Raw genomic sequence first — 13810 nt, 5'->3', positions numbered from 1 at the left:
GTTGATTTAGTGATTGATGCGGGCAACTTAGGTGACATCACAGGTACTTCACAAGATATTCCAGACGGTGGCACAGTCACGCTGGTTATTACCGATATTGAAGGTAACTTCCTCACCATCAATGATGTGGCAGTCGGTGCAGATGGTACTTACTCAGTTGATGATGTCGACTTATCGACTCTCGTTGATGGCGACATCACTGTCGTGGCGACCGCAACTGATTCGAACGGTAAGGATTTATCTGCCAACGACACTGAAAAATTGGATGCAACTGCACCTACGCTTGATATTACAGTTGCAGATTCAACTCTTGAGTTTGGTGTATCAACCCTAGTTACCTTTACATTCAGCGAAGCAATTACAAACTTCAATTTAGCTGACGATATTATTGTTTCAGGCGGCACTCTAACTGGCCTAGTAAGTATTGATGGCGGTGAAACATGGACAGCAACATTTACACCATCAGATGGTTATTCGGGGCCTGCGAGTATCACAGTTAATGATGATACTTATACTGATTTAGAAGGCAATTTAGGTAGTGGTGATAGTGAAAATCTAACAGTTGCAGATAATAGCGTCGATGCCGTCGATGATTTAGCAGGCTCAATCTTCACCACTACAGCCGACTCAGCAAATAACTGGGTAAGCCCAACTAATTCTGATGGCCAAGCTGACTTTACTATTTCTGCTAGAAATGGAGATGGTACCGTTGGTTCAATCACCATCAATGGTGCAGACAATCAATTAGGCGTAGCCGGCTCACCAAGAACTACAGGCCAGATTGCAGATCAAATAGAATATGATTCAGCGACCGGCACCTCTGAAGCAATAGTTATTGACTTCAATGGGCTTGTAAATGAAGCCACATTCAGTGTTTCTAGAATGTTTGCCGATGAAAATAGCGGTGAGCAAGGCACTTGGTATGCTTATTACAATGGTCAGTTAGTTGCTACAGAAACCTTTACAACATCAACTGGTACAACTGGCACCTTTACAATCAACACTGGCAATCAAGTATTTGATCAGTTGGTATTTGAAGCAGCGCCAACTATCAGTGAAGCAAATGGTGGAGTCGCTTTAGAAGACTCATCTGATTACTACCTAGACTCTGTAACTGTTACAGGTCCAGCCTTAGTTGATGCATATGTTGTTCAAGAAGATTCTATTCTTGAAATAACCGATGAAGCTGAAGGTTTATTTGCCAATGACACTGATGCGCAGAATCATGATTTTGCTCTTACTCATATCAATGGCTTAACCTACACTTATGGACAACAAGTGACTCTAGCAAGCGGTGCAACTATCATTATTAATGAAGATGGCACATATACTTATGATGTAAACGGCGCATTTGACAACTTAACTGCTGGCGAACTGGATACGGATACGTTCACTTACACCCTAACAGACGAATATGGTGCAGTGGATACTGCAACTGTCACGATTAATATTGTGGGCGTGAATTTAGCTCCTGAGCCAAGTGCAGATCAATTAACTGTTGTTGAGGGTGAATCTATTGTATTTGATGCTTTAGACCTCATTACTAACGATAGCGACCCAGAAAATGAAAGCCTAACTGTAACTCGTTTTGCTCCTAGCAACTCTGATACTAATAGTATCGATGCGACACAAGCAGGCCAAAGCTTTACCACAACACTTGGTGGCACGATCACAATTAATAATGATGGGAGTTACAGCTACACTGCCCCATTAAGTTTGGACCATTCAAGTAACGACACCTTAGTCGATAGTTTTTATTATCAGGTTAATGACGGTACAAGCAACTCTGCCTGGACCCAAGTGTTAATCGATGTAAACGATACGGCACCAATCGCTGAAGATGATACTGATAACGTCGGTTTTGGCGGTTTAGCATTCGGTGATGTAATTACTGGTGCTGGAACTGATGGTTCAGGAGTGGACTCTATAGCAGCTGACACAACACAACTAACCAGTGTTACATTTGATAACGTCACCTACGACGGCTTTGATGCTAACGGCAACCTAACCATTACCACTGACAAAGGTATTTTGACTATCAATCAAGATGGTAGTTATCAATACCAATCAACACAAACTGATACAACGATTAATACCCATACCTACAGTGATTTAGTTAGTAACAATGATGTATCACTTTATGGATTTGCAAGTGGTGTAAGCTTTGACTTAAACAACCTTGGAACTCCAGGGGCAAATGTAGGTAATAATGGTTCTAATAGAATTGGCGTTGGAAATTCTAGCGACGCTAATATAAGAAACGGTGAGCAATTAGTTATAGATCTAGGCACTGAAGCACCATTTAACAACCTCGAAGTTGCTCTTCAAAATGTAAATGGTTCCGATGAAGTAAACTGGGCTGTTTATGATGAAAACGGCACTCTTGTTGATTCAGGAACTGTAACATCAAATAGTCTTGATATTTCAACTTCATCACCGTTCCAATATCTTGTTATTACAGCTCCAAGTGGCAGTAACTTTAGCTTAAATTCTATTACTGCTTCTGCGATTGGTAACGGTGTTGTTGCTGCAGAGGCATTTAGCTATGAGCTTACGGATAGTGACGGTGATACTACCAATGCAATTCTAACTATTGACCAAGACTCTACACCAATTGCTACTGACAATGCTTTCAGTGTATCTGAATCTGGCTTAGCTGGCGGTACTCAAGAATCCAGTGATAGCCATATTTCCATAGGGAATATTCTTGATAATGATTCGGGAATTAGTAGTACAACGGTTATTACTGAGCTAGGTGGAGTGACTCCTGTTAATGGTGTCATCACCATAACAACAACTAACGGGATTTTGACTGTTTACACAGATGATAGTAATGGATTCAGAACTGGTGATTATCAATATGAACTCACAGCTACAAATTCAACCAGTGAGTCAGTATTAGAAAATTACAGTTATACCATTGAAAATGGAGTTGGAGCGACGAGTAGCGCAAATCTCGAAATCACTATCATCGATGATGCACCAGTCGTTGAAAATATTACTCAGAACCTACAAACCAATGCAGAAACATTAAGCACTAACTTGACCTTCATCCTGGATGTATCAGGCAGTATGGACAACAGTGCTGGTAATGGTAAGTCATACCTAGAAACAGCAATTGAGTCATTAACAGCTCTCATTAATGAAGTCGATGCTTCAGGTAATGTGAATATTCAAATCGTGACTTATTCAAGTTCAGCAACAAATTCAAGTTGGATAATCGATGATATTGACGGTGCTATCGAATACTTAAACAGTCTGCAAGCTGGCGGTGGAACTAATTATGAAGCCGCACTACAAAATGTTATCAGTAGCGGTGCTATTCCTGACGCAGATAAGAACTTTGTATATTTCATCTCTGATGGCGTTCCTACATCAGGTAATGAAGTTGACGCCACCTTACAAGGTCAATGGCAAACATATTTAGATAGCAACTATGACATCTCATTTGGTATAGGAATTGGTAATGCTAGTTTAGATGCGCTTTTGCCTATTGCTTACCCTGAAGCGGACGATGGTAGCGAGGAATATGCAATTATTGTTAATGATGCCGATGACCTTACCAACACTATTTTAGATTTCTTCGATTCAAATACTGTTGTAGGTAATTTAGGCATTATCAGTAACTCCGCGACTGGCGTTCTCGTTGGTGCTGATGGTGGTCATGTTCAATCTATAGTGGTTGACGGTACCACTTATACTTATGATGCTTCGAATCCGATTAAAGTGATCACTACTAATCTAGGAGCAACATTTGAGATTAACTTCACAACAGGCGAGTACGAATACCTTCTAGATGCTTCAACAAATGTACTCAATGAGCAAGAATCAATTGATGTCACAATTATAGATAATGATGGCGACTCAGCTTCTTTGGTTCTGCAAATTAATCTTGATTATTACGCGTCATTAGATGCAAACGTAAACAATGTCATAACTAATCAAGCGCAAGGTGATTTAACGATTTCGACTGAGTATCTCACCCATGGCGACGCATTACCCGATAATGGTTCATTAAGTTCTGTCACTACCGGCAGTGCTGGTAATACTAGCCTTGCAAACGACTCTGTAACCGTTACCAATGCAAATGATGGTGACAGCTTTGAATACACTTTATCAGCTAACGGTACCTCGGATACTGCAGAAGTAATCGTAGATTATCAGAATTCAAATGTATTAATTGGTACACATGAAAATGACATAATTCTTGCTACATCAGTCGCTGGAAACTCTCAATTTTCTGAAATCAAGGCTACTGTAAAATCAGGAAATACTTACAACGCTTCCAACCAGTTTGGTTTTGAAGCGGCATTACTCGCTGCAGGAATATCTATCACCAGAATAGATATTAACCTCAGAGGTGGTGGTGATACTAATGCTACAGTTGATATATCTGACTCCAACTTTATCAAAGGGACAGATTCAGTTGGTATAACTGACAGTGATACCAATATATTTGCCAACATGACCGCTGATAACGGCACCTTAACTGCAGTATTTAGTGCTGGAGATTTCACTAATGGAGATGAATTCTGGTTTGCATTTGATACCGACAATTTAGGTAATGACACTGGCGCAAGTTTAGTTGGTACTACATTCACAATTACCTTAAGCGATGGAACAACTCAAACTGGTACTTATATATCTGATGGTGCTAGTGGTGCCACGGGGAGTATCTACTTTGCGGATGCAATACTTGATGGCGGTGCTGGCGATGATGTCCTCATTGGCGGTGATGGCAACGACATTCTTATAGGTGGTTTGGGAGACGATCTATTAAGTGGCGGATTAGGAGATGATACTTTAAGTGGTGGTGAAGGGAATAATACCTTTGTGTGGAATGCCAATGACATTGGTACTGATACCATCACTGACTTTGATACCAGTAAAGACAGTTTAGACTTAAGAGACTTATTAGTTAATGAGGACCTTGCTAGCCTAGACAGCATGCTTAACTTTAGCAGTGACGGGACCAATACAACCATTGATATCGATGCCGATAACAATGGCGTATTCGAGCAACACATTGTACTAGATGGCGTTGATTTAACAGACGTGTATAGCAGTACTGATGATGGCGTAATTATTAATGGCCTATTAGATGATGGTGCGTTAATCGTCGATGGAGCAGATGCCTCTCCAGCACAAAATGTCGCAGCTGTTGATCCATTGGAAATTGTCCAGGATGGTAATATTATTCCTTAAATACAACAATTTGTTGACGCTTCGTAGTAATATGTTAGCGTCAGCACATTGTTTCTAACATAATTATAATTACAAAGGATAAGTAATACGTGCCAGCAACTGTCTCTGATAATCAAGAGCAATGGACTATTTCGGCCTCGCAACGCACTACGGTCGATCCATTACTTGATTGTTTAGTATTAATGACTGAACATTTTGGTTCTCCTTGCTCAAGTGACTCACTTGCGGCAGGGTTGCCTTTGACTAGTGCTGTAATCACGCCTGAATTACTTCCTCAAGCCGCGTCAAGAGGTGGCTTATCAGCCAAACTAACACGTAAAGATCTGAACCAAATTTCAGATATTCTTCTGCCCTGTATTTTGCTGCTTAAAGATAAAAAAGCCTGCATTCTTCGTCGTATCGATATCGATGCTGATGAAGCTGTAATCCAGCTTCCAGAAAGCGGTGGTCAAGAAACACTGACCGTTGAAGAGTTAGAAACGCTGTATGTTGGTTATTTATTTCTAGTGAAACAAGAGTTTCGTGGTGATAACAGCTTCGATGTCCACATTCACGATAACAGCACTCACTGGTTACTCCAGAGCATTAAAGATTCTGCTCCCATATACCGTGATGCATTAATCGCATCTGTTTTAGTCAACTTATTTGCTTTAGTGTCACCATTATTCATCATGAATGTGTATGACAAAGTCGTACCAAACTTAGCATTTGAGTCACTTTGGGTGCTGGCTATTGGTGCAGGTATTGCTTACTTGTTTGACTTGATACTGCGTCAACTTCGTAGCTACCTTATCGATGTGGCCGGTAAAAAAGTCGACATCATTGTGTCCTCGAAATTATTTGCCAAAGCTATTGGTATCCCACTATCGAAACGCTCACCTAGTGTTGGGGGAATGGCGCGCCAATTGAGTGAGTTCGATAGTATCCGAGAAATTCTCACCTCAGCAACGATTACCACATTAGTCGATCTTCCTTTCGCGCTATTATTTGTCACTATTATTTATATTGTCGCCGGCGATTTGGCCATTATCCCTGTTCTTGGCGGCATTATCATCATAGGTTTCACTCTATATATTCAGCCAAAACTAAAAGCGGCAATTGAAGAAACCAATCGTTTTTCTAGTCTCAAACATGGCCATTTAATTGAAAGTCTAACTGCACTCGAATCAATTAAAGCTAATGGTGCTGAAGGACTAGTGCAAAAAAGCTGGCAACAAATGATTGGTCATACGGCTAACTGGCAGCTTAAATCTAAAAAGCTATCGAACTCAGTTAGCAATGTAGCGAACTTTGTAGTGCAACTTACTGTTGTTTGTGTCGTGATTTTAGGGGTTTATCGCGTAGCAGAAAATGATATATCAATGGGTGGGATTATTGCGGCAGTGATGCTCTCAAGCCGTGCAATTTCACCTATGGCACAACTTGCAGGCTTAATCACCCGCGGTAACCAAACAGCAAGCTCTCTGCGCCAACTTGATGAAGTAATGAACCAGGAAGAAGAGTTTGAAAATAAAGGTCACCTCATCAGCAAACAACGCTTAAATGGTAAAATTGATGCCGATAACGTGGCATTTAGCTTTCCTGAAGCAGAGAAGCCTGTGCTGCATCCATTATCACTGCGTATTAATCCCGGTGAGCGTGTCGCCATTATTGGCAGAAATGGCTCAGGTAAAAGCACTTTAGCCAAATTGCTCGTCGGCTTATATAAACCGACTCAAGGCAGTCTTCGCTATGACGGTTTAGATGCAGGCCAAATTCATCCGAGTGACTTACGTAGTAACTTTGGTTATTTACCCCAAGATGTCACCTTGTTTCACGGCTCAATCAAAGACAATATTTTATTTGGCACTCGCCAAGTGACTGAACATCAACTCATACGAGCAGTACAACTTTCAGGCGTCAGCATGTTCACTAACCTTGAATCTGAGGGGCTTGATCAACAAGTCGGTGAAGGTGGTTTGTCCTTAAGTCGTGGCCAACGCCAAACAGTTGCCCTCGCCCGTGCGACTTTGAACGATCCACCGGTTTTATTAATGGATGAACCAACGGCAAGCCTAGATGCTAGAGCAGAAAAACAATTTATTCGCTCAATGGAACATGTCAGTAAAGACCGTACACTGTTGCTTATCACTCATAAAATGCATTTGTTACGATTAGTTGACCGCATTATTGTACTTGATAGAGGCCATATAGTTGCCGATGGGCCTAAAGACACTGTGATTGAAAAGCTCAATAATGGCTTACTCACAGGAGGGCGCTCCTCATGAGTAATAAGTTAACAAGTCATGATTTAGACATGGTTGATGATGTATATGGCGCCATGATGACTGATGCCCCCCGTGGCCATAGCTTAATTATTTGGTCACTTGCGGCAATGGTAGTGTGCTTTTTTATTTGGTCTTATTTTTCTGAGTTAGACCAAGTGACATCAGGCATGGGTAAAGTTATCCCCTCTTCACAAATCCAATTAATTGATAGCCTTGATGGCGGCGTGCTTCAAGAGATTTATATCCAAGAAGGCATGATTGTGACTAAAGATCAACCTTTAGTAAAAATCGACGACATTCGTTTTCGTTCTGACTTCGCTCAACAAGAACAAGAAGTCTATAGCTTACAAACTAACGTCATTCGTATGCGTGCTGAACTCGATAGCATTGTGATTTCAGATATGTCGTCGAACTGGCGCGAGCAAGTAAAAATCACCAAAAAACCTCTGGTTTTTTCTGATGACATCATCCAACAAGAACCCGCGTTAGTTAAAAATCAGCAAGAAGAGTATGCAGGGCGATTAGACAATTTAAGTAATCAGCTTGAAATTCTGGTTCGCCAAATTCAACAGCGTCAGCAAGAAACTGAAGAGCTAAGCTCTAAAATTACCACCCTAACAAAAAGTTTTCAGTTAATATCCCGAGAACTCGAGCTAACTAAACCATTGGCTCAGAAAGGAATTGTACCTGAAGTTGAGTTACTCAAACTTGAGCGAACAGTTAACGATATTCAAGGTGAACTGAAAACAATGCGCCTACTGCGCCCAAAACTTAAAGCCTCAATGGACGAAGCGATTCTTAAGCGTCGCGAAGCTGTATTTGTTTATGCCGCGGATTTACGTGCCAGCTTAAACGAAATGCAGACTAAGCTTTCAAGAATGAACCAAGCTCAAATTGGTGCCTTCGATAAAATCAATAAATCGGTTATTACTTCGCCAGTAAACGGAACCATTAAAACCTTACACATAAACACTCTAGGTGGCGTAGTACAGCCCGGTGAAGAAATTATTGAGATTGTTCCATCTGAAGATCAATTGCTCATAGAAACCAAAATAACTCCACAAGACATTGCCTTTTTACATCCTGGTTTGCCCGCAATCGTTAAAGTGACCGCTTATGACTTTACCCGATATGGTGGCTTAAAAGGCACAGTTGAGCACATTAGTGCTGACACAAGTCAGGATGAAGAAGGTAATAGTTTTTACACTATTCGTGTGAGAACAGAAGAATCAAATTTAATAAAAAATGATGGTACAAAGATGCCAATTATTCCGGGAATGCTCACCTCTGTTGACGTCATTACCGGAAAAAGAACTATCCTTGAGTATATATTGAACCCGATTTTACGGGCAAAAGAAACAGCACTTAGAGAGAATTAGTAAAAACCGGGAGGGTTTTTTACATGAAAATCAACATTAACCAATGCCGTAGATTAAACATTATCGCATTGGCAATGTCAGCAATATTTGTAACACCTATGCTTAGCGCTCAGTCGTTAGAGCAGGCCGTTGCACATACTTTGGATACCAATCCTGAGCTTAGAATTGCGTTTAATCGCTTTAAAGCTCGCGAAGAACAAGTCAATCAAGCCATTGCTGGTTATATGCCAACTGTAGATTTAACAGGGGCCTATGGATGGGAACAAACTGATAGCCCTTCAACTCGTCGTAAAAGACAAGCGGGTAACGAAAACCTAGATGAAGGCGTTATGGAGTTAGAACGAGGAGAAGCAGGATTTAGCATTAAACAAATGCTATTTGACGGTTTCTATACCAGCAGTGAAGTAGACCGTTACTCTTTTGAAGCAAGTTCTGAGCAGTGGGCATTATTTGCAGCTGCTGAAGATATTGCACTAGAAGTCAGTAAAGTTTACATGAACTTTATTAAGGCAGAGCAATTATTAATACTGTCTGAAAAGAACCTCAAAAGCCATCAAGATATATATGAGCAAATAAAAGAACGTACAGAGTCTGGTCTTGGTTCTATTGCTGATTTATCGCAGATATCAGGCCGATTAGCTCGGGCAAATGCCAATGTTATGGCTGCAAAAAATAACGTATCGGATGCTAGAGCTCAATATATTCGAATTGTTGAGCAAACACCTGATGATTTAATTGTGCCTGTGCCTGATGTGGATTTACTGCCACAGAATGTCGCTGAAAGTATCGTTATGGCTCAAGAAAACCACCCTATTCTTAAATCTGCCAGCAGTGATATTAAAGCTGCAGATAGAGAGCGTAGTTCAGCACAATCTAATTACTATCCAAAATTCTCATTAGAATTAAATGGTAATTGGAATAACGATGTTGATGGCGAAGATGGTTACGGAACTGGTACAACGTTAGACCCATACGTAAACGGTTACAGTAATGATCTAGTCGGTATGGTTCGCGTTAAGTACAACTTATTCTCAGGGGGTAAAGATTTAGCCCGAGAGAAAGAAGCTGCGTATAAAATCAATGAAGCTAAAGAAATTCGTCAACGCGCACATCGTCAAGTCGTTGAAGGTGTACACCTATCTTGGAATGCGTATGAAATGCTTGCACCACAAAAGCAATACATTCGTGATCATGTCATTGCTTCAAAAGATACACAGGTGGCCTATGTTCAACAATTCAATCTAGGGCAACGTAGCTTATTAGATCTACTTGATACAGAAAATGAATTATTTCAAGCAAGACAAGACTACTTGCAAACAGAGTTTGATGAAACAATTGCAAAGTATCGTTTATTGAATGCCACTGGCCAGCTGCTTGACTCATTACGAGTTACCCGCCCCGATGTTTGGCAAGGTGAGCGTGACTATGAAGGAGGAGTAAAATAATGAAGTATCTAATTTTACTGCTCGCGATGTCACTCACTGTAGGTTGTTCAATGCGCGATATTGTGTCAATGGATGGTCAGACAAAGCAAGCGTTCGATCTCAATGATAACGATAATGATGGTGTTATTATGGCGAGAGAGCGTTGCGTAGAAACCGTAATGGGTGCCTCAATTGATAACTATGGCTGCCCAACTGTTAGTGATATTAATGAGCGACAAGAGCTACAAATATTATTCGAAAACGACTCTGATTATATCAATCCACGTTATTACCAACAAATTGAGCAAGTCGCTAAGCTGATGAAAATGTACCCAAATACTCTTGTTACTATAGAGGGGCATTGCAGTAGAACAGGTTCATATGAACATAATTTAGCGTTATCACAGGCTCGTGCTGACAATGTCGTTAAAGTGCTGTCTGACACTTTTGGTATAGCCTCGGTACGTTTAACCGCTACAGGGTTTAGTTATGATCAACCCATTGACTTAAGTGAAACCCCTGAGGCAAATGAAGCCAACCGACGCGTCATGGCTGAAGTCACTGGCGATGACACTAAAACCGATATGAAGTGGCATATTTATACTGTTGATCAGTAAAGTTTACCACTCAAAGGAGTTAATTTTTGCAGGGTAAGGGGCGAACTTACAAGGTCAGTTTAAGATGTTTATACCGTTACCCCTTAATGGCGTCGGTATTTATCGTATCAGGTCTTTTTGCCGCAGCCCCTGCACAAATTGATCCTCAAAAAACAATTAGTGCTTTGTCGAACCAGTATGGTGATCGCGCAGGTAAACGAGCTAAAGCTTGGTTTAAAATAGTTAATGATGCTCAAAAACTTGATGATATTGCCAAGCTAGAAAAAGTGAACGGCTTTTTTAATTTATTTAAATTTGTCGATGATACCGTACTTTGGGGAGAGTCTAATTACTGGGCTTCGCCAATGGAATTTATTGGGGTTAATGCCGGAGATTGCGAAGACTTTTCTATCGCAAAATACTTTACCTTATTACAAGTTGGGATCCCTGAAGATAAACTCAGAATTACTATGGTAAAGGCAACATCCGTAAATCAGTACCATATGGTATTGGCTTACTATGAAACACCAGGTTCTGTTCCACTGGTGCTTGATAACCTTGATCCCGTTATAAAGCCTGCAACACAAAGGGCCGATTTATTACCTGTTTATAGCTTTAACGGTAAACAGCTATGGCTCAATAAAGAGAAAGGTCGAGGCGTATTGGCAGGTTCTTCGTCACGCCTTGAAAAATGGAATGATTTAAAACTTAGGTTGGGTCTTGACCGATTACGTCAACCCAAGCAAAAAATGGAGTAGTGGCCAAGATGACCCTTTTTCGTCAAATCTATGCGTTACTTTTTGGTTTATTTTTACTGGTAGTCACTAGCTTAGGCTATGTGCAGTTTACTGAAACCCAAAATTTTCTTGTCAAACAAATGGAATCTGATCTTAATAATGCCAGTCATTCATTAGGTATTATGCTGGTTCCTGCTCTAGAGAATGGCGATGATGTTGCAGCAGAGACATTAGTTAACGTGATTTTTGAAGGCGGATATTACCAACAAATAAGACTCACATGGTTAGTTGATGGTAAGCAGCAAGTATGGAATAACGCCATTCGCATTGAGGGCGTGCCTCAATGGTTCATCGACTTAAACCTGTTTAGCACGATTACCAAAGAAAGTGTGATTACCTCCGGCTGGTTACAGCTCGCAAAAATAGAAATCACCGCTCATCCTGGATTTGGCTATCACGAATTATGGCGAATTATTTCTAACACTATTATTATTTTTTCGATATTGTTTTTACTGGCAATTATCTGCGCTCGTTTTGGCCTAAGTTATATTCTCAAACCACTTAATACACTATCCAAACACGCACAACAAATTGCCAATCGCCAATTTGGCCCAGATATGCCTTCGCCAAAAACCATGGAGTTAAAAGAGCTTGTTAGCGCATTTAACAGTATGTCAGCTCAACTAAAGCAAGTTTTTAGCTCTTTAGACGAAGAAGTATCTGCACTGCGTAAGAAAAACCTCGTAGACCAAGTCTCAGGCCTTCCCAATCGCCAATATATGGTGAGTCGAATCAATGGTTGGTTAGCTGAACCAAGCAGCGGGGCTATTTTCTTAGCTAAATTTAATTGGTTAGAAGAAGTGCACAGTAAATACGGCTATCAAGTCCGTGATGAGACCATTAAGTTACTGTCACAAAAACTCGAGCATTATTTAGATGAAGTATCTCCTTCTGTTATTGCAAGAATTGCCGCTTATGAGTTTGCTTTCTTAGTTACAGATGTAGAACATGATCAACTCACTAAATACCTGCAAACCTTACTCAGAACATTAAATAAAGAGATCTCAAAAGCGGGTTGTAAACCCAATGAAGGTTTTGCAATCGGCGTGGCTGAGCGCAGCGGTCATATGACCGTCAGTGATATTCTGGCTCAAGCTGATAACGCCTTACAGAAGTCAATAACTGACAATAAAGTATTCCATTGGTTTGAATCTACTGAACATCAACTATTTAGCCGAGAAGAGTGGCGTGACAACTTAACGGATGCAATTCAGAACAAGAAATTCCAGTTTAGATGGCAACCGATATTACTCACTGAAAATGAAGAAGTTTGCCAACGTGAAGTTTATTGTCAGCTTCAGGTAAATGATAAGCTTCAGCATGCTGGCCAATTTATGCCATATGTAGAGCTGCTTTCTTTAGGTACATTGCTGGATCAATGTTTAATCGAAACGGTCACTGAGAATCGCTTATTAGAGCGAAACTATGAACCACTCGCGATAAACTTAACGTTCCAAAGTATCAGTGATCCTCATTTTCATACTTGGCTTCAAAATCTTCTACGTAATTGCAGTTTTCCGGAGCGAATGTGTTTTGAGATCCCTGAAGCGAGTGTTTACAGTGATTTAGAAAACTGTGAAAACTTATGTAATATCATTCGAGATAATGGCGCAAAATTTGGTATTGATCATTTTGGTCGCCAATTTGGTTCGATGAGCTACTTACAAAGTCTAAGACCAAGCTATGTGAAACTAGATCAATCCTTTGCTTATATGGAAGATGATCAACACAATACCGAACTTTGTCGTGCACTCGCCAATGTTGCTAAGGGCTTAGATATTCAAGTTATTGTCACTGGTATCCAACAACAAACCCAGCTAGAGCGTTTTGCATCTATGCGCTTAGATGCCTACCAAGGGTTTATTGCCCCGCCTATCGCCATTACTTTTTAAGCTTAAAAGTTTATAAACCAAAGCCATGCCAAAGCATGGCTTTGCTGTTTTAGGGCTTTATAGCTTTATGTGAGCTTCAACGAATTCAGCCTATACTAATCGGGATAAATAAGTGATCATTCTTATGCTGATTGGTATTATACCAATCCGCAATTAATTATGATCTAATGTGTTCATCATTTCCAAATCATTTTATTCTTTGAAAAACTACACACCTATTGAACTAGTTAAATTATCAAAGTCAGAAAAA

At 40.4% G+C, this 13810-nt stretch carries 7 protein-coding genes; all 7 read left to right on the top strand.

What is annotated here, in order from left to right; genetic code table 11:
- On the top strand, positions 1–5205 hold a 5205-nt coding region (locus L2735_RS19495; protein ID WP_248986254.1), incomplete at its 5' end, for an Ig-like domain-containing protein.
- A gap of 89 nt (positions 5206–5294) precedes the next feature.
- Complete coding sequence (locus L2735_RS19490; protein ID WP_248986253.1) at positions 5295–7472, top strand: type I secretion system permease/ATPase; 2178 nt, start codon at positions 5295–5297, stop codon at positions 7470–7472.
- Entirely contained in the window at positions 7469–8851 is a 1383-nt protein-coding gene (locus L2735_RS19485) for an HlyD family type I secretion periplasmic adaptor subunit (RefSeq protein WP_248986252.1), read from the top strand. The genes L2735_RS19490 and L2735_RS19485 overlap by 4 nt, the downstream gene beginning before the upstream one ends.
- A gap of 74 nt (positions 8852–8925) precedes the next feature.
- Positions 8926–10296, top strand: a complete 1371-nt coding sequence (locus L2735_RS19480) for a TolC family outer membrane protein (RefSeq protein WP_428848339.1) — start codon at positions 8926–8928, stop codon at positions 10294–10296.
- A complete protein-coding gene (locus L2735_RS19475) occupies positions 10296–10892 on the top strand; it encodes an OmpA family protein (RefSeq protein ID WP_248986250.1) in 597 nt (198 codons plus the stop codon). The genes L2735_RS19480 and L2735_RS19475 overlap by 1 nt, the downstream gene beginning before the upstream one ends.
- 26 nt (positions 10893–10918) lie before the next feature.
- Positions 10919–11629, top strand: coding sequence for a transglutaminase-like cysteine peptidase (locus L2735_RS19470; RefSeq protein WP_428848338.1), 711 nt, complete (start codon positions 10919–10921; stop codon positions 11627–11629).
- Between the two features lie 8 nt (positions 11630–11637).
- The gene (locus L2735_RS19465; protein ID WP_248986249.1) at positions 11638–13560 is read left to right on the top strand and encodes a bifunctional diguanylate cyclase/phosphodiesterase; all 1923 of its coding nucleotides are present in this window, start codon (positions 11638–11640) and stop codon (positions 13558–13560) included.
- The last annotated feature ends 250 nt before the right edge of the window (positions 13561–13810 follow it).

It is taken from the genome of Shewanella olleyana, assembly GCF_023283825.1.
Classification (GTDB): domain Bacteria; phylum Pseudomonadota; class Gammaproteobacteria; order Enterobacterales; family Shewanellaceae; genus Shewanella; species Shewanella olleyana.
The sequence above is the reverse complement of the archived record's forward strand: the minus strand, read 5'-3'. Positions and strand labels throughout refer to the sequence as shown.